Source organism: Ligilactobacillus apodemi DSM 16634 = JCM 16172, from assembly GCF_001434405.1.
Classification (GTDB): Bacteria; Bacillota; Bacilli; order Lactobacillales; family Lactobacillaceae; genus Ligilactobacillus; species Ligilactobacillus apodemi.
This window is the reverse complement of record NZ_AZFT01000053.1, coordinates 502062-525187: the sequence shown is the minus strand read 5'-3', so window position 1 is coordinate 525187 and position 23126 is coordinate 502062. Positions and strand designations below refer to the sequence as shown.

Annotated in this window: 24 protein-coding genes and 1 riboswitch; of the genes, 5 read left to right on the top strand and 19 right to left on the bottom strand. The window is 37.4% G+C overall.

Annotation, left to right across the window (positions count from 1 at the left end; genetic code table 11):
* Positions 1–36: 36 nt before the first annotated feature.
* The 3 genes from FC32_RS07870 to FC32_RS07860 all read right to left on the bottom strand — a co-directional run bounded on the left by FC32_RS07870 (position 37) and on the right by FC32_RS07860 (position 4084).
* On the bottom strand, positions 37–1923 hold the full coding sequence (locus FC32_RS07870; protein ID WP_025087687.1) for an ABC-F family ATP-binding cassette domain-containing protein: 1887 nt from the start codon (positions 1921–1923) through the stop codon (positions 37–39).
* A gap of 5 nt (positions 1924–1928) precedes the next feature.
* The gene (locus tag FC32_RS07865; protein ID WP_025087688.1) at positions 1929–3137 is read right to left on the bottom strand and encodes a CCA tRNA nucleotidyltransferase; all 1209 of its coding nucleotides are present in this window, start codon (positions 3135–3137) and stop codon (positions 1929–1931) included.
* 77 nt (positions 3138–3214) lie between these two features.
* Complete coding sequence (locus tag FC32_RS07860) at positions 3215–4084, bottom strand: YitT family protein (protein WP_025087689.1); 870 nt, start codon at positions 4082–4084, stop codon at positions 3215–3217.
* A gap of 226 nt (positions 4085–4310) precedes the next feature.
* On the opposite strand from FC32_RS07860, the gene FC32_RS07855 reads away from it, so the two are divergent.
* The gene (locus tag FC32_RS07855; RefSeq protein ID WP_025087690.1) at positions 4311–5141 is read left to right on the top strand and encodes a site-specific integrase; all 831 of its coding nucleotides are present in this window, start codon (positions 4311–4313) and stop codon (positions 5139–5141) included.
* Between the two features lie 33 nt (positions 5142–5174).
* Here FC32_RS07855 and FC32_RS07850 read toward each other — a convergent pair whose 3' ends face one another.
* The 7 genes from FC32_RS07850 to lysA form a co-directional block, all read right to left on the bottom strand.
* The gene (locus FC32_RS07850) at positions 5175–6434 is read right to left on the bottom strand and encodes a tetratricopeptide repeat protein (RefSeq protein WP_025087691.1); all 1260 of its coding nucleotides are present in this window, start codon (positions 6432–6434) and stop codon (positions 5175–5177) included.
* Between the two features lie 115 nt (positions 6435–6549).
* Positions 6550–7626: an aspartate-semialdehyde dehydrogenase gene (locus FC32_RS07845; RefSeq protein ID WP_025087692.1), complete on the bottom strand. Its 1077-nt coding sequence runs from the start codon at positions 7624–7626 to the stop codon at positions 6550–6552.
* Between the two features lie 22 nt (positions 7627–7648).
* Positions 7649–8428, bottom strand: coding sequence for a 4-hydroxy-tetrahydrodipicolinate reductase (gene dapB / locus FC32_RS07840; protein WP_025087693.1), 780 nt, complete (start codon positions 8426–8428; stop codon positions 7649–7651).
* An 18-nt stretch (positions 8429–8446) separates the two neighbouring features.
* Positions 8447–9349, bottom strand: a complete 903-nt coding sequence (dapA, locus tag FC32_RS07835) for a 4-hydroxy-tetrahydrodipicolinate synthase (RefSeq protein ID WP_025087694.1) — start codon at positions 9347–9349, stop codon at positions 8447–8449.
* Between the two features lie 4 nt (positions 9350–9353).
* Positions 9354–10505 (bottom strand): N-acetyldiaminopimelate deacetylase, encoded by a 1152-nt coding sequence (locus tag FC32_RS07830; RefSeq protein ID WP_025087695.1) that lies wholly within the window; start codon positions 10503–10505, stop codon positions 9354–9356.
* Between the two features lie 5 nt (positions 10506–10510).
* Positions 10511–11221 (bottom strand): 2,3,4,5-tetrahydropyridine-2,6-dicarboxylate N-acetyltransferase, encoded by a 711-nt coding sequence (dapD, locus tag FC32_RS07825; protein ID WP_025087696.1) that lies wholly within the window; start codon positions 11219–11221, stop codon positions 10511–10513.
* Positions 11222–11249: 28 nt separating this feature from the next.
* Positions 11250–12542, bottom strand: coding sequence for a diaminopimelate decarboxylase (lysA, locus tag FC32_RS07820; protein ID WP_025087697.1), 1293 nt, complete (start codon positions 12540–12542; stop codon positions 11250–11252).
* 92 nt (positions 12543–12634) lie between these two features.
* A riboswitch (Lysine riboswitch) is annotated at positions 12635–12817 on the bottom strand.
* Positions 12818–13001: 184 nt separating this feature from the next.
* Here lysA and FC32_RS07815 point away from each other — a divergent pair.
* Both FC32_RS07815 and dapF read left to right on the top strand, forming a co-directional pair.
* Complete coding sequence (locus FC32_RS07815) at positions 13002–14366, top strand: aspartate kinase (protein WP_025087698.1); 1365 nt, start codon at positions 13002–13004, stop codon at positions 14364–14366.
* A complete protein-coding gene (gene dapF / locus FC32_RS07810) occupies positions 14363–15352 on the top strand; it encodes a diaminopimelate epimerase (protein WP_035460108.1) in 990 nt (329 codons plus the stop codon). Before FC32_RS07815 ends, dapF begins: the two co-directional genes overlap by 4 nt.
* A gap of 56 nt (positions 15353–15408) precedes the next feature.
* Here the strand turns inward: dapF and FC32_RS07805 are convergent, their stop codons facing one another.
* Positions 15409–16437, bottom strand: a complete 1029-nt coding sequence (locus FC32_RS07805; protein WP_235722586.1) for an alpha/beta fold hydrolase — start codon at positions 16435–16437, stop codon at positions 15409–15411.
* 234 nt (positions 16438–16671) lie between these two features.
* Here FC32_RS07805 and FC32_RS10995 point away from each other — a divergent pair, with 234 nt between their 5' ends.
* Together FC32_RS10995 and FC32_RS07795 are read left to right on the top strand one after the other, a co-directional pair.
* Positions 16672–17028: a TetR/AcrR family transcriptional regulator gene (locus FC32_RS10995; protein WP_235722588.1), complete on the top strand. Its 357-nt coding sequence runs from the start codon at positions 16672–16674 to the stop codon at positions 17026–17028.
* A gap of 642 nt (positions 17029–17670) precedes the next feature.
* Positions 17671–18414 (top strand): sunset domain-containing protein, encoded by a 744-nt coding sequence (locus FC32_RS07795; RefSeq protein WP_025087699.1) that lies wholly within the window; start codon positions 17671–17673, stop codon positions 18412–18414.
* A 46-nt stretch (positions 18415–18460) separates the two neighbouring features.
* Here the strand turns inward: FC32_RS07795 and FC32_RS07790 are convergent, their stop codons facing one another.
* From FC32_RS07790 to FC32_RS07765, 8 genes are all read right to left on the bottom strand, one after another.
* Positions 18461–19036, bottom strand: coding sequence for a hypothetical protein (locus tag FC32_RS07790; protein ID WP_025087700.1), 576 nt, complete (start codon positions 19034–19036; stop codon positions 18461–18463).
* A gap of 115 nt (positions 19037–19151) precedes the next feature.
* A complete protein-coding gene (locus FC32_RS07785) occupies positions 19152–19649 on the bottom strand; it encodes a hypothetical protein (protein WP_025087701.1) in 498 nt (165 codons plus the stop codon).
* Positions 19650–19684: 35 nt separating this feature from the next.
* A complete protein-coding gene (locus FC32_RS10585) occupies positions 19685–19831 on the bottom strand; it encodes a hypothetical protein (RefSeq protein WP_155891489.1) in 147 nt (48 codons plus the stop codon).
* Between the two features lie 17 nt (positions 19832–19848).
* Complete coding sequence (locus FC32_RS07780; RefSeq protein ID WP_051533672.1) at positions 19849–20379, bottom strand: ATP-binding cassette domain-containing protein; 531 nt, start codon at positions 20377–20379, stop codon at positions 19849–19851.
* Between the two features lie 75 nt (positions 20380–20454).
* Complete coding sequence (locus FC32_RS07775; protein WP_155891490.1) at positions 20455–21537, bottom strand: hypothetical protein; 1083 nt, start codon at positions 21535–21537, stop codon at positions 20455–20457.
* A 312-nt stretch (positions 21538–21849) separates the two neighbouring features.
* A complete protein-coding gene (locus FC32_RS11075) occupies positions 21850–21981 on the bottom strand; it encodes a hypothetical protein (RefSeq protein ID WP_257575961.1) in 132 nt (43 codons plus the stop codon).
* A gap of 128 nt (positions 21982–22109) precedes the next feature.
* Positions 22110–22421, bottom strand: a complete 312-nt coding sequence (locus FC32_RS07770) for a hypothetical protein (protein ID WP_025087703.1) — start codon at positions 22419–22421, stop codon at positions 22110–22112.
* Positions 22422–22528: 107 nt separating this feature from the next.
* Positions 22529–22969: a helix-turn-helix transcriptional regulator gene (locus FC32_RS07765; RefSeq protein ID WP_025087704.1), complete on the bottom strand. Its 441-nt coding sequence runs from the start codon at positions 22967–22969 to the stop codon at positions 22529–22531.
* Between the last annotated feature and the right edge of the window lie 157 nt (positions 22970–23126).

Here is a 23126-nt window from a genome sequence, read left to right as displayed (position 1 = left end):
CGGTAAATTTAATTATCTCAATCATTATAAAGTGATTTAAACAAATTGTCCAAGCTCTTCCCACCGCAACATTTTTTCTTCATTGATTGCTGTTAATTCGTCGATTTGTTGCTGTAATTCAACTAATTTAGGGTAATCATCGTCGGAAACTTCATTCATTTCAGTCGTCAAGTTTTCCAACTGTTCATCGAGTTTTTCGATTTCTTTTTCCAACTTATCAAATTCAAGTTGTTCAGCATAAGTTAGTTTCGTTTTTTCTTTTTTTGGTGCCGGTTTAGTTTCAGAAACTTGCTTTTTAGGAGTTTCTTTCTTATGTGTTAAATTTGCTTCATTTTTCTTTAGATAATCGGTAAATAAGCCAATATAGCGATCGATCTTAGCATTTCCTTCAAAGATCAATAAAGAATTTGCCACTTTATCTAAAAAGTACCGATCATGTGAAACAGTGATCACAGTTCCTTGGAATTTGTCTAAATAATCTTCCAAAACAGTTAATGTACCGATATCTAAGTCATTTGTCGGTTCATCTAAGATCAAAACGTTTGGTTGCATCATTAATAATTTCAATAAATACAAGCGCCGTTTTTCGCCACCAGAAAGTTTTCTGATCAAAGTTCCGTGCATAAAACGTGGAAATAGGAATTGTTCCAATAATTGTGTGGTGCTGATATGTTCGCCATCTTTATTGGTAATATTTTGACCAACTTCATTTAGATAACTGATAACACGCTTGTCTTCGGGTATGTCTTCTGTTTGTTGTTGGTAATAAGCGATTTTAACGGTCTCACCGATAATCAATTCACCTTTGTCTAGCATTTTTTTACCGGCTAAAACATTTAGAAATGATGACTTCCCTGCACCGTTGACACCAGTGATCCCGATACGGTCACCAGCTTGGATCAAGAGATCAAAATCTCTGATAATGGGATGTGTATCAAGAGTCAAAGAGCCATTTTTGATCTCAAGCACTTTTTTCCCTAAACGCTGTTGTCCTAAATTAATGTCAACTTTTCCATCAACTTGAACTTTATTGAGCCCTTCTTTTAATTTATTGAAATTATTGATTCGGGCTTGTTGTTTGGTCGTTCTTGCTTTTGCTCCAGTTCGCATCCAGGCGAGTTCTTTTTTATACAATTGTTGTTGCTTATGCTCAGCAGTTAATTCACGTTCAACGCGTTCAGCTTTTTGAGTCACAAAATCTTGGTAGTTTCCCGTGTAGAAATAAAATTTACCAAACGATAATTCAATGATCTGGTTAGCGATTTGATCAAGAAAATAACGATCGTGAGTAACAACAAGTAATGCACCTTTATAAGATGCTAAATAACTTTCTAACCATGCGATCGAATCAAAATCTAAATGGTTGGTTGGTTCATCTAAGATCAAAAGGTCCGGCTCTTGGATCAAAACTTGGGCTAGACCGACCCGTTTGATTTGTCCCCCAGAAAGAGTCTTGATTTTTTGATGCCAGTCTTTAATGTGAAGTTGCGTTAAAATTGTTTTGATATCACTATCAGCACTCCAAGCATCTTCTTGATTCATTTTTGCTTCAGCGTTGTCATAGCGTTTTTGGAGTTTTTCATTTTCTGGGTCAGCACTATAGGCAACCAAAGCTTCTTCATATTGTTTGATCGTTTGAAATACTGGACCAGCCCCGTCAAAAACTGCTTCCATGATCGTTTTTTCTGGATCCAATTCAGGCTGTTGTTTTAAATAGCTGATCCGGTAATTATTGGGTGCAACTAGTTTCCCTGAATCTGCTGGGTCTAAACCACTAATTGCGTTTAAAAAGGTGGTTTTCCCAGAGCCATTTGTACCGATCAGACCAATTCTATCATGTTCGTTGATAATGAAATTAGCATCTTCAAATAGTGTTTTATCTCCGTATGTTTTAGTTAAATGTTCAATTCTAAGTGTCTGCATGTTGATTAATCCTTACTCAATTCTTGTGCGCGTTGCAATAATACTTCTGATTGGTTAGGCAGATTGCCTAAAACAACCTCATGTTCAAGTATATTCAATACTTTACCTAAAATAGGACCAGGTTTAAGGGATAATTTTTCAATTAATACCTTACCGTTAATGGTCAATTGTGCTTTATCTTTGATTGGTAATTGTTCATAGGTCGTAATTAATGTTTCTTTTGATAATTTGAGCTGTAAAATCTCAGCTAAATCAGCCGCAGTCTGTGTGGCTTTTTCTTTTGCTTTGTAACAGCTAAATGGATCGATCGTAGGTTCATCAGCGTGTTTTAAAAGCGTTAAAACATTTGTAACTTCTGTAATGATCTCATTGGAAGTTTTCCAGGATTTTAAAAATTTCTTAGCATCAGAAATTGAAAAATCACAAAGATAGCATAATAAACTCCAGCAAGCTAACTCATCAGCTAATTGAAATTCGTCAAGTTCTAACAGCTTGGCTAAATTTTCTTTTTGCTGTGCTAAACCAGGACAATAACGATAAAGTTCTGTCTTTAAAAATGCCGCAACTCCTTGTTTTAGGTCTTGTCCCAAAAGTAATTTGACCCATTCAACGTGGATTCGTTCGACCGCAATTTTTTCTAATAAATGAGCATTTTTAGCAATTGCAGCAAAAGTATCAGTCTCGATCGAAAATCCTAATTGACTTGCAAAACGTACGGTCCGCATCATTCGTAAAGCATCTTCAAAAAAACGTTCCTCTGGTTGCCCGACAGCACGTAAGACTTTGTTTTCAAGGTCGGTGATTCCAGAAAAAAGATCAATGACTGTACCATCAGGCGCTAAAGCGAGCGCATTGATCGTTAAATCACGTCGTTTCAGATCTTCTTTTAGTGAGCGAACAAATTCAACTTTGTCAGGTCGCCGAAAATCTTGGTAGCCACTTTCAGTTCTAAAAGTTGTGATCTCATAGCCATTTCCATGGTCTAAAACCATCACGGTACCATGCTCGATTCCTGTATCAACAGTACGTTCAAAAATATCTTTGATCTCAGCTGGGTAAGCACTTGTGGCAATATCAACATCATGGATCGGTAAGCCTAAAAGAGTATCGCGCACACTCCCACCGACGAAATAAGCTTCAAAACCAGCTTGTCTGATCTGTTCTAAAACAGGTAGAGCCTCAATAAATTCTTGAGGTAAGTTTTTTACTTGCATAATTATCTTCAACCTAACTTAATAAATAATTTAGTAATATTATACGCTGATTCTCTAAGTTGAGACAACCAACGGAATTATAAGAATTTTTTCTTGGGGCGATCGTAGGTAAAACCTTCACCAACAGCTTCAGTTACATCTAAAACTGAAATAAATGCCTTGGGGTCATAGCGTTCAACGATTCGTTTCAAGGCGGTCAGTTCACGGGGACTAATAACACAATAAACAGCCTTAAAATCTGTTTCTAAAAAGGCTCCTTCACCTTTTAAATAACTTACGCCACGTTCAAGTTCGTCCATGATTGCATCAGCAATTTTTTCAGGAGAATTTGAGATGACGATCACACCTCTAGCAGCATAGGCTCCGTCTTGAATAAAATTGACCAATTGAGAGAAAACAAATGAAGCTAACAACGTATACATCATTTGCCGTAAATCAAGATAACTAAGTGATAAAGTCAATACGATTGCATCCAAAGCTAGAAGAGTTTTTCCCATTTGGATCCCTTGTTGTTTTTCTAAGATTCGGGCAACAACATCGGTCCCACCAGTGGTTCCACCAAATTTATAAACTATCCCTGAGCCTACCCCACCAAAAATACCAGCTAAGATACCGGCAATGAATAAATCATGGTGAATATTGATCGGAATATATACTTTTTGCCAAAACCAGATCCAAAATGATAAAGCTAAAGTTCCATAAATCGTGTAAACTAATGCCTTTTTACCTAAAAATCTATATCCGATTGCAATCAGCGGAATGTTGATCGCAATCGTTGAAAAAGCAGGATTGATATGTAACCAGTAGCGTAAGATCAAAGTAATACCAGTAACGCCACCTTCTGCCAGGTTATTTGCAATGTTGATCGAAACAAGCCCTAACCCATAAAGTGCACACCCTAAAGTGATCATAAGCAGATCAAGTATACTAATTTTTTCATTATGCATAGATAACACCTCACCAATAGTTTAAATGTATCATAGCATATTTAAGGATGCGTATACTGAAAAAGGAACTTCCCGAAAAAATGTTTTGTTAACTGCGCCGGTTTTTGGCGCAGTTTTTTGTTTTTATGATAAAGTTAAAGTAACTTTTTATTATTTATGTTGATAAGATGTTTGATTTTTGTTAAAGTTAAAGTAACAAATTATTCTTTTGGAGGTGTTCTTCCCAATGGATTTTCCTTACGCTGACCGTTTTAAACGCTATCTACAAAATGACCGCATGATCGAAACTCAGACAATTGCTGATATTTGTCGTGATGTTGCTGATTTATTTAATTACTTGCGTCACTTTAACAGTATTTATCAAAGTAATCCTGATCTTTCTCAATTAGAAGAGACTGATATTAGAGACTATTTAAATATGCTTCAAGTAAAACGTGAGATCAAAAACACTACCTATAACAAGGTCTTAACACATCTAAATGTTTATTTTTCCTTTTTATTTAGCGAAAAGCTTTCAACTAGTATGCCTACTTTAGCCCTTAAAGGACTTAAACGAACAAAAAATGAATTAGTCCCCTTAGACTGGCAAAACGACTTACCATCACTTTTGAGCAACGAAAATTTGTCTTACTACACTCGCTTATCGTTACTACTACTAGCCCACTACTACTCGGTCAGTGAATTTTTGCAGCCTAGTTTTTATCCAGTTTTGGCTACTGAAAAATTTACTATTGAAGAGGAACAATTTTTAGCTGATTTTCAAACCTATATTACTCCTTTACAACAAAGGCAACATAGTAATGATCTCTTTTTAAAACAACGCTTAAACTTAGCTGAACCCACGCTTAGTTTGCCTGGATTGCATAAATACTTAAAAGCTGATCAACCAAATTGCTTCTTACCGCTCACCCCACGCAAACTTTATCAAGCAGCGGTCTTTAATTTCTTGTTAAACAACCAAGGATTAAGTGATCAAGATCTTTGTGAAGCTTTGCGGATCGATGGCACTTCGCTTAATTATTACCGCCAAGAAATGCTGAAATATGAATTACTCTAGTAAAAAAGACGGCCTAATAGCCGCCTTTTTAGTTTAATATTGTAACTCGTCTAACAAGTCTTCCACTTCGTAATCAGTCGGAGTTTCTTTTAAATATTTTTCTGCGTTTTGGATCGCTGCTTCACGTTGTCCTGCATTTCTAAAGAAAAAGGCTGAATCTCGCAAATAGTCCGTATTATCGTTTAAATATGGATCAGCAGCTTGATAATTCTTCAACGCTTCATCATACTGATCTAGCGCAGCGTAAGAACGCCCCAAATTCCAATAGATTTGAGGATCGATCTCATCAGCTGACAAATATTCTTTTAAAAGATCAATATTTTCTTGGTGTGCTTGCGTAGCGATCAACTGGTTGCTTAGCTCTAAAACAAGCGTTAGATTGCTAGGATCAAGCTCTAATGCTGTCTTTAAGTAATCGATTGCCTCTTTTGTTTTACCCAATTTAGCTGCTAGAGCACTAGCTTTTTGATAAAGATATTCATTAAATTCATCAACTGCTAGCCCTTCTTGTGCTGTGATCAAAGCTTGGGCAAATTGACCCTCTTTTTCATAAATATCAGCTAAATATGGATATAATGTGGCATAGTCAGGCGCTTTTTTACGTAATTTTTCAAAATTAGCAGCGGCATTTTCAAGATCAGCTAATTCCATTTGCGTGAACGCCAATTGGAACAGTGTATCGTTATCCAATTGTTCTTCTGGAATCTGTTCTAAGTAGCCTAAAGCCGTCTCAAACTTACCATAACCAGCATAAGACACCCCTAGTCTAGCCACTAAATTGACCCGCGACAACTCTAAAATACCTTGTTTGATTAAGGAAAGGTAGAATTTAGCTGCTTTACGATATTCTTTAATATTGAAATAAAGCTCAGCTAACGCAAATTCGATCACTGGTTCATCAGGTGCTAGTTTATAGGCAGTTAATAACTTTTGTTCACTTACGTCAAAAGCTCCTTGTGTTTGATATAAATCAGCGCTGACCATTAATGCTTCCAAATAAGCATTGGAGTCTTCCGTGATCTGCGATAAGATCGCTAATGCTTGTTCGTCGTTTCCTTCACCGATCTCGATTTCAGCTAACGCGGTTTTTAAATTATCTTCTGTTGGATAGCGCTTGATCAAAGTTTGATAGGCCTGCTTAGCCATTTCGGAAAAACCTAACGAATAGAGTTCTTCGGCTAAGCTATAGATCATTTCATCATCATCGTGTAATAAAGCTTGTTCAAAATCTTTTTTAGCTTTTTCAAATTCTCCGGTCGCTAATAGATCAAGCGTTTTTTCTGCATAAGTCACGCCTACATCATCCCTTTATCTAAAAACTTCTTTTTTATCATAACACACCTAAAGTGGCTTTGATACTTTAGAAATAAAATAAAAGCCAGCAAAAATTGCTGACTTTTACTCATAGCTAACCTAAGTATGGATCTTCTGGTACACGAACTAAATCATTTTCTACTAAGCGTTCTGCAATTTGCACCGTATTCCATGCAGCACCCTTTAACAAGTTATCAGAAACGACCCACATGTTAAAGCTACCTGGATTTTCTTTATCAGCTCTGATCCGACCAACAAAGGTATCACGCTTTCCTTCTGCCATGAGAGGTTGCGGATATACTTGATTTTTAGGATCATCTTGTAACGTTACCCCCGGCGCATCTTTTAAGAGTTCTTTGATGTCTGTAGGAGTTACAGTTTGATCTTTTGTTGTGAAGTAAACTGATTCGCCGTGCCCGATGACTACTGGAACTCGAACGCAAGTTGCCGTAACTTTAAGCTCGGGTGCATCCATGTCATCCAACATGATTTTTTTAGTTTCATGGATCATTTTCCATTCTTCATGTGAGTAGCCATCTTCTTCAAAGACATCAATTTGTGGCAATAAGTTAAATGCCAAAGGATAGTGTTTTTTATCACCTTTAACAGGGAACACTTTACCTTCCATTGGTTCATTGTTTAAATAGACTTGTGCTTCGGCTAACATTTGTTCTAAGGCTGATTGGCCCGCACCAGAAGCTGCTTGATAAGTCGAAACGATAATTTGGTCTAAGCCATACTTTTGTCTAATTGGTTCTAAAGCTACCATCATTTGGATCGTTGAACAGTTAGGATTTGAAACGATACCACGATGTGAAAAGAGTGCCTTTTCATTTACTTCAGGAACAACTAAAGGTACTTCCGGTTCCATTCGAAAAGCACTTGTATTATCGACACAAACGGCTCCACGCTTAACCGCCTCTGGTAAAAGCTTTTTAGAAACGCCACCCCCAGCAGAAGCTAAAACTAGATCAACTCCAGTAAATGCTTCGGGCGTTGCTTCTTCAACGATCACCGGTTTCCCCTTAAAAGTGAGCTCTTTGCCAGCTGAACGCTTAGAAGCTAAGAATTTCACCTTTTTAACTGGGATCGTTGATTGTTCAAGTTGTTCGATCAAACGAGTTCCGACTGCACCGGTAGCACCTAAAATTGCGACTGTATATTCCTTCATGTTTACCTTACCTCTTTTTTACTTATAAAATATTTTCTAAACCAACAAACAACTGTGTCAACGTAGGCGCTTTTTTCACGGCTAGTTGTACTCCATTCATAAATGACGCCCGATCAAATGAATCTTGGCGAATCGTTAGTGCCTCTCCTGGGCCACCAAATAAAACTTGTTCATGTGCTACATACCCTGGTAAACGCACTGAATGGATCTTGATACCCTCATAATCACCACCACGAACATGGGCCAAGGTCTCTTGTTCATCAGATGCACCTTGGACGTGCGGGATGCGATTTTTAGCGATTTGCTTAGCAGTATTCAAAGCTGTCCCTGAAGGAGCATCTTTTTTATTATCATGATGCATTTCAATGATTTCAACATCAGGAAAATACTTAGCTGCCTCTTTAGCAAATTTCATAAGCAACACAGCTGACATCCCAAAATTAGATGCAATCAAACCACCCACATTTTTAGTAGTTGCTAAAGCCTGTAAGACTTCGACTTGTGCATCGGTCAACCCAGTGGTGCCAACCACCGGATGGATCCCATGTTCCAATGCAAACTTGACATTTTCAAAGACTGCACTTGGAGCCGTAAAATCGATCCAAACATCGGCGTCAGTTGAGATCTGTGCCAAGGAATCAAAGATCTTAACATCTTCGGCTAAATCTAGCCGTTTCCGGTCTTTTTCAGTTGCGTTCAGTGCGAAAACACCGACTAATTTAAATTCAGGTGTACGGTCGATCAACTGTAACACTTGATTTCCCATCGAACCCGAATAGCCTGCAACTAGTATCTTAATCATACGTAAAATCCCCCAATTCTAGCGACACTCGTTAGTATGTAAAGCATCTTTAGCTAAACCTAATGCTTGTGCTAATTTTTGTTTTTTAACTTCATCTAATGAAACGATCGGTAAACGCGTTTGGCCAACAGCAAATCCTTGCGCATTTAAAACTGCTTTAACCGGACTTGGTGAAGGATACATAAACAAAGCTTGCATTTTTGGTGTTAACTCACGTTGTAACTGACCAGCTTTAGCTAGCTCACCTGTTGCTAGCGCATGATACATGGCCGAGATCTCCTTACCATAAAGATGAGAAGCAACCGAGATCACGCCATTAGCGCCTAAAGTCTTAGCTGCTAGCGCTTGGGTATCTTCTCCCGTGTACACTGCAAAATCATGCGTATTTTCAATGATATAAGCTAATTCGGTCAAGTCTGCACATTGCTTGATCCCAACAATATTCTCAAGTTTTGCTAGTTCAACGACCGTTTCTTTTTCCATCTTGACCCCAGTTCTGCCAGGAATATTATAGATGATCAACGGTAAATTTGCGTTTTTAGCTAAATACTCAAAATGTGCTTTCATACCATCTTGGTCGGGCTTATTGTAGTAAGGAACTACAGTTAAAGCGTAGTCTACCCCATCGATTTTTGCAACTTCATTGATCAAGCGTAAAGTTTCTTTAGTATTATTACTACCACATCCTGCGATCACAGGCACACGGTGATCAATGATCTTAGCAAAATTTTGATATAATTCGAGTTGCTCAGTTCGACTCAAAGTTGGAGTCTCTCCCGTTGTACCACCGATCACAAAGCACTGAGATCCTGTTTCTAATAGGTGAGCGGTCAAATTTTTTAACACTTCAAAATCGATCTGATCATTACGATCAAATGGTGTTACGATCGCCGTTATTAATTGTGCTTCAGTTAATTTCATGCTCCTACACTTCTTTCTTCATTCGTACGACTAAAAAGCCGGTAATTGCATTGATCCCCTTTAAAATAGCTCCTTGATCAGGAGTAAAACATTCGCTATGTAAGGAATGCGTATCATTTACTCCTAGCCAAAACATCGTCCCCGGAAATTTAGCTAGCAAGTAGCCAAAGTCTTCACCGGTCATTGCTGGTGTAGTTTCGATAAATTCAACATCAGGTGCATTTTTCATGTATTCAATGAAAAACTTAGTCAATTTATCATTATTTTCAACTGGTAAATAGCCACCTTGATTTAATTTTAGATCGATCGTTGCATCATAGGTTTGCGCCACTCCAGCACAAATCGTTTTTAACCTTTGTTGGATCAGTTCGATCATTTCTTGGGTCAAACCTCTGATCGTGCCCTTGATCAGTGCTTCACCAGCAATCACATTTCTGATCGAACCAGCCTTTAATTCACCAAACGTCAATACTCCACCTTTAGTTGGATCAACGTTACGTGAGACGATCGTTTGCGCTTGCATGATCAACGCACTGGCACAAACGATCATGTCATTGGCATTTTGCGGAAAAGCGGCATGCCCACTTTTGCCGTGTAAATAAATATCTACTTCTGTCGTTCCCGCAAACAAGGTTCCTAAATTACACCCGATCGCACCGGTCGGTAAATCAGGATTATCATGTAAGCCATAAAACTCATCAGGACGCCATTTTCCACTAAACACCCCGAGCTCATAAGCTAACTTACCGCCATTTTCACTTTCTTCAGCTGGTTGGAAGAAAAAGAGTAAGTTATCTTTTGGTTGTTCCGTGGCAAAATAAGCTAAGACTCCTAAAGCTACAGTCATATGCAGATCATGCCCACACGCGTGCATCACGCCGTTATTTTTAGAAGCAAAGCTCAAGCCTGTTTGCTCCTTAACTGGTAAAGCGTCGATGTCACAGCGATAACCGATCGTTCGCTTAGGTGCAAACCCCTTAACGCGAACTAAAAGTGCCGTCGGTAATTCTTTGATCTCTCTATATTCTAAAAATTTTTGATTAAAATTTTTGATTATACTTAATAGGTAGTCTTTTGTTTTAAATTCCTGTAAAGCTAATTCAGGGATCTGGTGTAATGCTTGATAGATCTCGCTTAAATCGTTTTTGGCTAACATTTAGATCACAACTTTCTTAAATCTTCTTCTAAACCAGTTTTTTGCTGCGTTTTTTCATCGGTATATTTGATAAATTTAGCCGGTACACCAGCCACAACACTATATGGTTCTACGTCTTTGGTAACGATCGCACCAGCAGCAACCACAGCACCTTTACCGACTCTAACACCTTCTAAAACTACTGCATTTGCTCCAATCAAGACATCATCTTCAATAATCACTGGCGTAGCAGAAGCTGGTTCAACGACCCCAGCTAAAACTGTCCCAGCACCAATATGACAATTTTTACCTACAATGGCTCTACCACCTAGAACTGCCCCCATATCGATCATTGAGCCTGCTCCGATCTCAGCTCCAATATTGATGATCGCACCCATCATGATCACGGCATTATCGCCGATCAAAACTTGGTCTCTGATCAATGCACCTGGTTCGATCCGCGCATTGATATTTTTTTGGTCTAGTAGCGGAACAGCTGAATTGCGCATATGATTTTCTAGCTCGTAATCTTTGATCTTAGTTTTATTTTCAGCTAAAAATGGACCAACTACTTGCCAATCACCAAAAATGACCGCATTTTTTTGATCACCAAAGACCTTAACTTCGCTAGGATAAGTAAGGTCATCCAGTTGACCAGTCAAATAAACTTTAACTGGGGTCTTTTTTTCAGCATTTGCAATAAAATCAATAATTTCTTGCGCATTTAATTCTGACATTGTTAATTCCTCACTTTTTCTTTCTATATTATAGGTATGGTTGATCTAAATGAGTTAGATCAGCATAAGTTTCACGCTTAACGACTAATTTGGCTTGACCATTTTCAACAAAAACAACAGCGGGCCGGGGATTGCGATTATAATTTGAAGCCATCGAATAACCATATGCCCCAGTAGCAAGCATCGCAATGATATCTCCTGGCTTTGTTTTTGGTAAAGCTAATTCATCGATCAAGATATCCCCTGATTCACAATACTTACCGGCTAAATGGACTGTTTCTTGTATTTTTGCCTTAGGGTCATTAGCCAAAACAGCGGCATATTTAGCTTGATAAAGCGCTGGGCGGATATTATCACCCATCCCACCATCAACTGCTAAATATGGTAAATGACCTGGAATATCTTTTCTTGCCCCAACGGTATATAAGTTATAGCCTGCCGGACCAACAATTGAACGTCCCGGTTCGATCCAGATCGCCGGTAAGCTAATCTCAAGTTCTTTAGCTTGCTTTTTAACGACTTGAATGATCTTTTCAACAAATTTTTCTGGGGCAAGTGGTGTATCTTCGGCAGTATATTTGATGCCAAAGCCACCGCCGACATTTAAAACTTTTGTTTCGTAACCGAATTTATCTTGCCAATGTTTAGCGATCTGCATCAATTTTTGTCCTACTAGTTCAAAACCGCCTAATTCAAAGATCTGTGACCCAATATGAGCATGTAGTCCTAAAACTTCAATGTTTGGTTCGTTTAATAACTGTTCAAGTGCTTTGTCAGCTTGACCTGAATCAATGTCAAAGCCAAATTTACTATCAACTTGACCGGTCTGATCATATTCATGCGTATGCGCCGAAATTCCTGGAGTCACACGCAAGATCACACGTGTATTTTTATTTTGTTCGCGTAAGACTTTAATCAATAACTCGATCTCATAGAAATTATCAACAATGATCACTCCTACATCCGACTTAACTGCATATTCTAATTCGGCGATCGACTTGTTATTACCATGGAAACTGATTTTTTCGGCTGGAAAACCTGCTTTTAATGCTGTGGCTAATTCTCCACCAGAAACAACATCGGTATGACAGCCTAAAGTATTGATCACTTGGTAGATTGCTGTGGCACAAAAAGCTTTACTAGCATAGCTCACTTCATACGCAACTTGTTGTTCCTCAAATACTCGTTTAAAAGCATTGATCTGTGCTTTGATCTGCGCTACGTCATAGACTACTAACGGCGTTTGATACTTATGTGCCAAATTAACGGCATCGATCCCGCCGATCGTTAAATGTCTGTTATCATTTGTTGTTACTTCCATTTTCCAACCCTCCAGTTTTTGGCCACAAAAAAAGGATCTTTTTAGTGCGTTCGCCTAAAAAGATCCTGCTAAAATAATTGCAAAAACTCTATTAGATCGATAGCACTCCGCAAATCACTTTATTTGCGACAGTCTGCAGTCTCTTAAACTACAACCCAGCCAAGTAATAGCTATACCTATCACTCACTTCGGCAACTTCCCCTTTCACAAGACTCTCAAACGCTCTTATAGTAGCTTGAGCCTCTTACTCATGTCGGTTGCGCCTCTTCGATTTAACACCATACTATAATTTTTCTTCGCATTCGTCAAGGCTTTTTAATTTTATTTTTTTTATTACTATATATGCCCTCGCTAAATCCCTCATTACCACTGATTTTTTAGTTGATAATCAAATTAAAAATGATACAATGCAGTTATTAAATTTATTAAAGTAAAATTACTTGCGAAGGAATGATCGTGATGAAAGTTGCAAAATTTGGTGGGAGCTCGCTAGCAGATGGAGCTCAATTAAAAAAAGTGATCAAGATTATCGTGGCTGATGATAAACGCCAGGTGATCGTAACATCTGCCCCTGGAAAAAGAGATAAAAACGATACGAAGGTGACAGACCTTTTGATCACCTATGCTAAACAGACCTTGCAACGCCAAGATACATCTGCGATCTGCCAAGCAATCTTTGACCGTTATCTAGCGATTGCACAATATTTTGCTTTACCTGAAGAGAACTTAACTGAATTACATAAAATACTCTTTGAATTAAAAGATCATGTATATCCAGACGCAAAATATTTAATGGCGGCTTTTAAAGCACATGGGGAACGTTTAAATGCATATTTGATCGCAAAGATCTTAAACCATTTAGGGATCAAAGCCCGCTTTATCAATCCCAAAGAAGTTGGTTTTCTAGTGACCAGTGAACCTAACAATGCCACCGTTTTACCACAAACATATCAAGCACTAGCACAGCTACCAGTAGGCGAAGAACGCTTGATCGTCCCCGGCTTTTTTGGATTGACTAAGGAAGGTCAAATTGCTACTTTTTCGCGTGGTGGCTCAGATATTACCGGAGCAATCTTAGCTTGTGCTTTAAAAGCTGAATGTTATGAAAACTTCACTGACGTTGATGCGATCTATGTGGCTAATCCTAAGATCGTCACTGATCCAGCTGCGATCACTACAATGACTTACCGCGAGATGCGTGAATTAGCCTACGCTGGCTTTTCGGTCTTTCACGACGAAGCGATCATCCCTGCGATCCAAGGTCAGGTCCCGATTAACGTTAAAAACACTAATCATCCAGAACTCCCCGGTACTTGGATCGTACCAGAAACTGATTTTATGCCGACGCAAACAATTACTGGTGTCGTTAATTCTAACCATTTTTCGGCACTATACTTGCACAAATATTTGTTAAATAAAGAAGTCGGTGCTACGTTAAAATTACTTGAGATCATGTATAAATATCAGATCTCATACGAACACATGCCATCTGGGATCGATGACTTAACGATCATCTTTGATAGCGACCTTTTGACTCCAGAAACAAAACAGCTGATGTGTGAAGATATTCAAGCTGCTCTCCAGCCCGATCAACTCGAATGGATCGACGATTATGCGATCATCATGGTCGTGGGTGAAGGTATGCGTGATCACAAAGGAGTAACACAAAAAATCATCGATAGTGTTTCCGAACATGACATTGGGATCCATATGATCAATCAAGGTGCTTCGCGGATCTCGCTGATGCTAGGAACAAAGCGCGCCGATGCAGCCAATGCAGTCAAATACATTTACCAAACTTTTTTTGAGGAGGAAAACAAATGAGCACCCTACTTAAAGTCCACGGTTCACAAAACAGCTTTTTTATCTTAGACCAAACGCTACTTGAGCAGCCCCTAACTGACGCTGAGCTAGTAAAATTAACGACCACTTTGACTTCCCCAAAAACCGGGATCTTAGGTGGTGCCGATGGAATTTTGGTGGTCAATCACAGCGCTAAGCCAGACACATTAGGTAAAATGCGTGTCATCAATGCGGATGGTAGTGAAGCTTCAATGTGCGGTAATGGGCTTAGAACCGTAGCACGTTATTTAGCACAAAAACATGGCCAAGATCAATTCAAAGTTGAAACGCTCCAAGCAGACCTTTTAGTTGCTAAAAAAGCTGATTTTGCTTCAGGCGTACCGACCTTTGGTGTTGAGATCTCACCCGTCCATTTTGATAAAAAGTATTTACCGTTTGATAATCTTGGTGCAGATAAGATCGTCGGAAAAACGCTAGCTGTCTTTGATCCAGATGAAAAAATCAATTTTTCAATTTTAGCTGTTCCTAACCCGCATCTGATCGGTTTTGTACCTGATATCAAACGAGCCAAAAGCCAACTGGCTACGTTGGGACAACAGCTAAATAGCCCTAACCCTTATTTCTCCGATGGGGTCAACATCAACTTTGCTCAAGTTTTAGGTAAAAACAAGCTTTTTGTGCAAACTTACGAACGCGGCGTTGGCTTTACTAATGCTTGTGGGACAGGAATGTCAGCTACTAGTTTAGCTTTTTATTTGACCCAACCTGAAAACTGTGATTTTGAACAAGACATTACGGTCTATAATCCTGGTGGGATGGTCAAAACCCATCTCAAGCGCCAAGCCGAGCAATTTTCGATCGAATTGATCGGAAATGCTACCTTTACCCATGAAATCAAGGTAACAGAAGATGATCTACATGCTAATAACGTTGATGAAAATAACTGCCAAATTACAGAGACTGGTGAACAAGATGCCTATCTGAAATTTATTGAACAACTTAATTAACTAAAAAAACTAGTCCGCTAAATTTATTAACGAACTAGTTTTTTATTAACTATCACTTACTCATTTTGTAAAAAAGAAACGTTTTCTTTTAAAGCGACAGATGGATCATCTACTTGACAATGAAGCGAACCACCTGTTTTTTCGTCGAACAAACTACTAGTGACGCTTCGCGCATTTACCAACTCATTTTCGATGTCTAATAAGCGTTCTTTGGGGACGAACATGTCTTTACTCCCTGCCAGCAAAAGACAATCTTGGTTTACATCTTGCAAATACGGAGCTATAGAATGTTTTGAAATATTTTTGATGAGATCATAGGGGCTATTTTCTCCGGTAATATCTGTCCCGTGCTGAAGTATCCATTTTAAACTCAAATCTTGTTTTGCCCGAGTGGTTATAATTTTATCAATGAGCTCTTTTTGTTCCAACTGCAAAGATTGTTTCAAAAAATCATATTCTGAGGGGGTAATTTGCAATTTTAAAGCATCTAATCCTGAATAGAAAATATCAAAACAGATGCAACGCTTTAATCGTTTTTCAAAGGCTGCTGCTCTAAGAATAAAATAACCACCCCATGAAACGCCGATCCCATCGGCTTCATCAACTTCAAAATAATCTAATACTGTCGAAACCACTTTTTCGTAATCTGATGTAAAATATAACTTTTGAAATGGTGTAGAGCCTTGGCCAGGACCATCAAACAAAATGATATTAGCGTCTAACTGATCTTTTATTGGATAAAACCAACTGACTAACTCTTCAGCAAAAGAATCAAAACCAGACATTATGAGCAAAGTCTTTTTAGATTCTTTTTTAGGAATATAAATTGCTGGTAATTTACCATACTCATATGGAACATTAAAGTATTCAAAGCCATCATTTTGGTAGTGTCTCTCAAAACACCTTCTAAATGCTTGATAAGCAACTAATTTCCGCTCATCTGTAAAACTCAGATAAAACAAAGATGCACGATGATAAGCCATGGCTATTTCAAATAGTTTTTTATGCTCATAAAAATTAGCTTTAGTATGCCACCACTGATACCAAGTTTCAAAATCTTTGACCTTCTCCCCGATTTCAAGCAAATCTTGGCGTACTTCTAAATACTTTTAACTTAGTTGCCCCGTAAAACGTAAAATCTGAAAATCGAACTGTTGGATCCTTGTATAAGCTTGATTCATAGTATCCCTCCTAGCTAATCGAAATGTGCTACAATAAGAGCACATCTTCAGGATAACTAAGCCTACTAGTGAAAACAAGTTTAAGCTCAGAAGTGCTATAAATTAGCTATAAAGTGGCATTTATTGGAGGAATTTTACATGAATGGTAAAGAGGAACAGATCCTTAGATCAAAAACAAAAATCATTAATGCTATGTTTGAATTACTAAAGACAAATACATTTGATGAACTGACCCTAAACGAGATTTTGGATGAGGCCACGGTATCACGCCGAACTTTTTATCGTTACTTTACAAATAAACAAGACATTCTCAATTACTACTACAACGACTTTATTGCAAAGTATCGTTTATTAGAAAAGACGATTTTAAAGCAACGCTCACTTAGTGGAGTGATATTAGTTACACTTAATTATTTTTATCAAAATCAACCAGAGCTTGCATTGCTCATTAAAAATCAAAAATTTCATTTATTGCTTGAAAATTCAATCAGGTAGCTTTTTCAATTTATCGCTCGATCAACGCTCCTTGGCATATAAAAGAAGAAGCACTGTCACCTAACATTGGTGATAGTCTTTATTTCATCATTGGTGGTTATTCCAACGTTATTTCTCACTGGCTAAGCGAAGATGAACCGCGCACACCAAAGGAAATCGCACAAAATATCAACACATATTTTGGTAATATTTTCGAAAATCTAGTAACTGAAAGTGAATAGCTACCACATTTCTTTTCATTGAGTATTTGCTTTTAGGGAAATACTTAAATTTGAAATTATATGTAACCGTTTGCTATAAAGAACTTAATCATGATATGCTTAGCTAAAGGAGGGGAGCTAGGTATGCTTTTGCTATTTTATCAATACCAGTATCGTATCTGATTTTTCGTAAAGCATTAAAGGGCTTTGATCTATTCAATGCTATCCATATCACTTTTTATGTCGTCTTATGTGTCTATCCCCTGTTGGAAGATTTATTATAAAACTACACTTTGCTTTTACAAAAAAATTGATGATAAACTTATCTAACTATAATTATCCTAATTTAACGTTTTTATTCCTTAAAAATAATTTGAGAATCTTATACTTCTTAAGGTAAAATTAATATATAAATAATTTTCAAATAAAAAGGGGTAGTTTTATGGATAAGTTCTTTCTAGTTATATTTTTAGCTAGTTTATTTGGAATCTGGCACTATTGGCGCCGTAATCCTAATAAACGGCTGTTGATCACAACGATCACCACTGCAATCATTTCACTTTTATTATTTGGAGCTTTTAGCGGTTCTACTAATGACGTCAACGCTAAAAAGTCACAAGATTCAAGTATTGCCAAAAAGGAAAGTAAAGCTAAGTCCAAAAAAGAATCTGAAGCAAAAGCCCAAAGTGAGTCTAAGGCAAAAGCCGCCTCACTTGCAAAAGCTAAAGAAGAATCAAAAGCCAAGGCTGAATCTGCTTCAAAAGCTGAATCAATTGCTCAATCAGAATCAAAAAAAGCAGCCAGTGAAAGTGCTGCAAGCGAAAGTTTAGCTCGTGCTCAAAGTGAAAGTATCGCCCAAGAAGAAGCAAGACAAGCTGAAAGCCAAAGTATTGCTGCAGCCGAACAAGCTTCCAGACAAGCCGCTGAACAAGCTCAAAGTCAGGCACAAGCACAACAAAATACTGATAACTCTAATAGTGGTGGTGGAAATAACACACCACCTACCAATAACGGTGACCTAAATACCGCTGATGCCAACGCACAAGGTGTGATCGTTGGTAATTCTAGAAGTATGATCTATCATGTTCCAGGCCAACGTGGCTATCGGATGAATTCTGAAAATGCGGTCTATTTCAATTCCGAAGCAGAAGCTCAAGCAGCTGGTTACCGTAAATCATTACGCTAATAAAAAAGTCTCCTAAGTTCACTAGTTGAAAACTTAGGAGACTTTTTTAATTAGCTAAGGCCCAATTGATCGCTTCTTCTACTGACTTAAAACGATGTTCTTGCTCGGCTGCGGCTTGCGCCAATGAATCGTCCTCTACTTGATCAACATCAGCTCCACCTAAATCTACAGCATAGATGGTACCATCTTCACTTCCGATGATATCGTAAGTAGTTCCACTTTGGCGCCCAGTAACCCTTACATGACCATTTTGACTATCTACATTTGGATCATCAAGTAAATCCGTTTCTTGTTCTGCTTCAGAAGTACTCTGCGCCTCACTAGTAGATTCACTTTCTGTTACTTGGGAAGATTCACTACTAGCTTCAGCCGTTGTTTCTTCGGCTTCACTTTCTTCGGTTTGGCTTTCCGAAGTTGTTTCTTCTTCTGAAGATGAAGTTTTACTGGAACTTTTTTGCTTATTTTTTTGTTCTGATTTAGCTTTTTCGATTTGTGCTTGCTTTAATTCTTGTTGACTCTGGGAGATTTTATCGCCAGAATTGAGCCAATAGATGATCCCGGCAACTCCACCAATTATAATGGTTGTCCCAAAACTAATCATCCCTGCTTTCCATGCTTTCATTTTCTCACCTACTTATTGGTTTTTGCATGTGCTGTGTATTTCCCTACATTTTAACATATGCTCTTAGTAAATATGTAGCTATAACACACGCTAAGAAAATGAAATTTATCTAGTTCTATTTACCTTTAGTTACGGAACGTAGATTATATAAAATAAAACAACTGATCGCTGCATATATCATGATCATAATGATCAATGAGATCTTTGCCGTCGTTAAAGTTGCAGTACGCTGACTCACTGCCGTATAGAAATTAGCAATTTGAAGCGTATTAATATAACCATAGATGACTTTTACCAAACTAAGTACGAAATATGCCAAATACAATAATAAACTTTGGCGGTAATTAACTGACCAAGAAGCTAGTGCCAAGATCAAGATGATCAATAAAAGTCCAACCAGCAACTTGTTGTAAGCATTCGTGGAAAATAGATATTGTTTGTCAAGCACCACTTTTAGGTCATTTAATAATACGTCTGCTTGTGAATCGCCAGTCGAGGACAAATCTAATGACTGCTTTTTTCCAAAACAAGTCGCATAAAATCCAATCACTGTTCTAAGTAAAGAAACACATAACAAAAAGAACATCCAACCTTTTTTAGTCCCTGTTTTCATCTTGCTCCCCCTGTTTTTAATAATTGCTAATAAACTTAATCTTTGATTTCATTGAATAAACCCATTAAATCTTTCTCCGTTACCTTACCTTCAAGTTGTTTTTGTAAGCGCCCAGCTGCAATAAAAATAACCTTATTGCATAAGTCAGTCACAAAACTCAAAATATGTGAAGAAAAAATCACCACTGTTCCTTGCTTAACTAATTTCCTGAGTAGTTTTTTAATACCATGATCTGCTTAAGGTCTAAGCCGTCAAAGGGCTCATCTAATAAAAGTAATTTAGACCGATGCAAAATCGTAACGATAAAGTTGAATTTTTGACGCATCCCCTTAGAAAGATCTTTTAACCTTGTTTTTAGCTGGTCAGCTAATTCTAACTCAACTAACAATTCTGCTAGGTAACGTTTGGTCTCATCATTTTCAAGTTCTCTAACTTTTAAAACAAAATCAATATTTTCTTGGAGCGTCAAATAATCGTATAAATCCAATTTATCTGGCAAATAATCGACTTCAGTTGTAAAAAATGTGCGCTTAGCAACTTTGCCATCTACTAAAATTTGGCCAAAATCAGCTCGTTCAATTCCAGCAAGCGCATTCAATAATGTCGTCTTTCCCACACCATTTTTACCGATCAGGCCAATAATATCACCTTTATTTGCGCTAAAACTGATATTTGCTAAATAAAAATCAGTTAGATGTTTTGAAAGTTGTACAATTTCATAGTGCTCCATAAATTTCCCACCTAAGATTCATATTCACGGGTCTTATTTTTAATAAGTCGCAAACTAACGGCGATAACAAGCAAGTCAAATATCACGGCTATCACTAATTGGGCACTCACTTAGTAGCGTTTTGGTAAACCAAACATAATAAGCACTAGCTAAATTTACTAACGTGCTCAACACTACTCCCATGGCTAAAGCTTGATTAGATAATTTTTGGCTAATATCAAACATTGAACGGCGATAATTAGGAAAATACATACTACCCAAATAAAAGAACAGCGGGTGGGCTAGAAAGCAAAGAATATAGGCAATCAAATACTGGATAAGATCATCATCGGGATAAAGAAGTGAAAAAGCGACTAAAAATACGCTATCGGGCAAGATACTTAAAAGGTAGGCTAATTTAAGCTTGGTTTTGACCTTGTAGCTGATAAAATTTCCTAAAACTTTCAAAGTATGCATTCGCTGACCTTCAAAATCATAAGCATAGTAATAACTCAAACTGGTTTGGACATTATACAAAACAGAAGTTGGCAAAAAAACATACAATAATTCCCTGATTTTTCCAGGATCATTACTAGTTTCAAGATAATGCCCAGCAATAACAAAATAAAGTAGATATATTGCTATAGCTAAAAAGAGTCCTAGCATAAAGAATTGGCTGACTAACGGATAACTGGATTCAGTGATGGCAAGGGACAATTCTTTTAATAAATTGTGCCTTGGCCGAATAAAAGCATAACGTTTGTAAAGTCTTTCACCGTTGGACACTAGTAATAACAAAATAATAAAGATGCTTGTCAGCATTATTAATTCAAATGAAAAATATTTGAGATTTGCTAAAAGTACTGCCACCATAAAGACTGGATAATTGATCACGGCAAATATTCCATCAGAGATAAAAGATAACTGAAATAGCTTTGACCGCGCTAAATAGTTTATCGGTAAACATAAAATCACCAAAAGTAAGAGCCCTAAACTTACTAAAAATATTTGGTGATAGTGAAAAAAAGTGAGTCCCACTAGCATGAGACTATACAATAGATTTGATAAGATTCGTGGAAACGTGATAAATAGATCAGTTCCCAAACGGTATTCGGCTGGGGTATAGCCAAAAATCTTAAAAGAATTTTCGCGGTGTTTGTCTTTTAAAGCTTGTTGCACCAAATTGATGCTTGCACATAGGTTGTAAACCACGATCAATATAAGGGCTGTGTAGAGCAACCAATTATTTGGTGCAACCACAAAAAATAAAATGGAAAAGATGAACGGCTGAACGAAGATATCAAAGAATTCAAATATCAATGCAATTTTTTCGTAAAAGCTAAACTACGAAACTGATTCTTGCTTGATACCAACTCAACCTGATTATCTTTTTAAGCTTCATTTATCATCTCTCCATTCAAAAAGAAGTGATCAAAGCAATATGATCACACTAACAAGAAAAGTAAGTTAGTAATCCTTGGAGCAACGTGATCAGTTATCAAAAATCATTGGATAAGTCGCAACTAAATGTGCTGAAGAGAGCGTTTCAATAAAATACAGATAGTTGCAAACTAGTGGAAAAGCAATTACCGCCAACAACCAAGTAGCATTATTCGTTTCCACGACCATCCTCTTGATAATAACGTTTTGACCACTTCTTTATCGCAATACTATATTACTTTAATTATAATGTCAACACTATAGTTATAAAACTCTTTAAAAAAGCCATGCGATCGAGCATAGCTTTTAGTTTATTTACTTGTTTCACAATTTTTGATAATTGCTACGGCACGACTTTTAAGGGAATTATTGTTAGTCAGATCACAAATATTTATCACTTTTTGGCAATTGGTTTTTGCTTCAGTAGCCATACCTTGTTCAGACAGTAATTTGGCAAATAACAAGAACGCCTCACCTAAGTTATAGAGCGAGTTTTGCGCCAATAACGTATCGATCTCAAGCGAAACATATTCTGAAGCTCGGGTTAGATCACCAAGTTTTTGATACAACTTCGCCAAACCATGTAACCCAAGTGCCTTAAATTCGACACTTTCTGAAGACATGATCTCATCTATGATCTGCGTGTATAGTTCTAATGCTATTCTAAGTGATAGTTCATATCTGCTAGTGTTTGGATAATGCGTTCTTTTAACTTAATTGGACAATCTGCTTACATAACAGCTTTGTAGACTGTCTCTAACGCTTTAAGACCTGCTTGTTGTTCTTTTTCATAATAAAAGGTCACTTCTGCTCTTAACCAATCATAATAATATTTATTATCAACCGGTAATTCATCATAATCAAGCAAATGCTCTAAGAAAAATTTAATAGCTTGATAATTGCGTTCGTAGTAAAGTTGCCGGTATTCTTTGGCAAATACATTTTCACTACCAGTTAATGAACGTTTGACCTCTAAAAATTGTAAAATACGCTCACTGGGGATCGCTAATCTTTGACATAATGCTGAAAAGATGTCGACTAATGGATTAGTGATCCCCTTTTCGATCTTACTGATGATTGCTTGTGTGCAGATCCCCTCTGCTAACTCTTGTTGCGTTAATCCTCTTTTTTTGCGATATTCTTTGATTAACTCCGAAATTTTTTGTTTCATTCCCAATACCTTTTTATCTGCGAAATTTTAACCTCAGCGTAACTATGTTGCTAAGATTAAGTAGACTTACAAACATCAGCAATTTTTTGGTCCCTTAGCAGCAAAAATATTTGAAGTTCCTACACAAGAGACACAAAGTTTTTTAAAGAGTTGGAAC

Excerpts from the sequence above, each read along its gene's own strand:
- FC32_RS07865 (WP_025087688.1), bottom strand. The coding sequence starts at position 3,137 with ATGCAAGTAAAAAACTTACCTCAAGAATTTATTGAGGCTCTACCTGTT.
- FC32_RS07790 (WP_025087700.1), bottom strand. The coding sequence starts at position 19,036 with ATGAAAGCATGGAAAGCAGGGATGATTAGTTTTGGGACAACCATTATA.
- dapB (WP_025087693.1), bottom strand. The coding sequence starts at position 8,428 with ATGATTAAGATACTAGTTGCAGGCTATTCGGGTTCGATGGGAAATCAA.
- lysA (WP_025087697.1), bottom strand. The coding sequence starts at position 12,542 with ATGGAAGTAACAACAAATGATAACAGACATTTAACGATCGGCGGGATC.
- FC32_RS07830 (WP_025087695.1), bottom strand. The coding sequence starts at position 10,505 with ATGTTAGCCAAAAACGATTTAAGCGAGATCTATCAAGCATTACACCAG.
- FC32_RS10995 (WP_235722588.1), top strand. The coding sequence starts at position 16,672 with ATGAATGGTAAAGAGGAACAGATCCTTAGATCAAAAACAAAAATCATT.
- FC32_RS07860 (WP_025087689.1), bottom strand. The coding sequence starts at position 4,084 with ATGCATAATGAAAAAATTAGTATACTTGATCTGCTTATGATCACTTTA.
- FC32_RS07785 (WP_025087701.1), bottom strand. The coding sequence starts at position 19,649 with ATGAAAACAGGGACTAAAAAAGGTTGGATGTTCTTTTTGTTATGTGTT.
- FC32_RS07780 (WP_051533672.1), bottom strand. The coding sequence starts at position 20,379 with ATGGAGCACTATGAAATTGTACAACTTTCAAAACATCTAACTGATTTT.
- FC32_RS07815 (WP_025087698.1), top strand. The coding sequence starts at position 13,002 with ATGAAAGTTGCAAAATTTGGTGGGAGCTCGCTAGCAGATGGAGCTCAA.
- dapA (WP_025087694.1), bottom strand. The coding sequence starts at position 9,349 with ATGAAATTAACTGAAGCACAATTAATAACGGCGATCGTAACACCATTT.
- dapD (WP_025087696.1), bottom strand. The coding sequence starts at position 11,221 with ATGTCAGAATTAAATGCGCAAGAAATTATTGATTTTATTGCAAATGCT.
- FC32_RS07765 (WP_025087704.1), bottom strand. The coding sequence starts at position 22,969 with ATGAAACAAAAAATTTCGGAGTTAATCAAAGAATATCGCAAAAAAAGA.
- FC32_RS07870 (WP_025087687.1), bottom strand. The coding sequence starts at position 1,923 with ATGCAGACACTTAGAATTGAACATTTAACTAAAACATACGGAGATAAA.
- FC32_RS07795 (WP_025087699.1), top strand. The coding sequence starts at position 17,671 with ATGGATAAGTTCTTTCTAGTTATATTTTTAGCTAGTTTATTTGGAATC.
- dapF (WP_035460108.1), top strand. The coding sequence starts at position 14,363 with ATGAGCACCCTACTTAAAGTCCACGGTTCACAAAACAGCTTTTTTATC.
- FC32_RS07855 (WP_025087690.1), top strand. The coding sequence starts at position 4,311 with ATGGATTTTCCTTACGCTGACCGTTTTAAACGCTATCTACAAAATGAC.
- FC32_RS07845 (WP_025087692.1), bottom strand. The coding sequence starts at position 7,626 with ATGAAGGAATATACAGTCGCAATTTTAGGTGCTACCGGTGCAGTCGGA.
- FC32_RS07770 (WP_025087703.1), bottom strand. The coding sequence starts at position 22,421 with ATGTCTTCAGAAAGTGTCGAATTTAAGGCACTTGGGTTACATGGTTTG.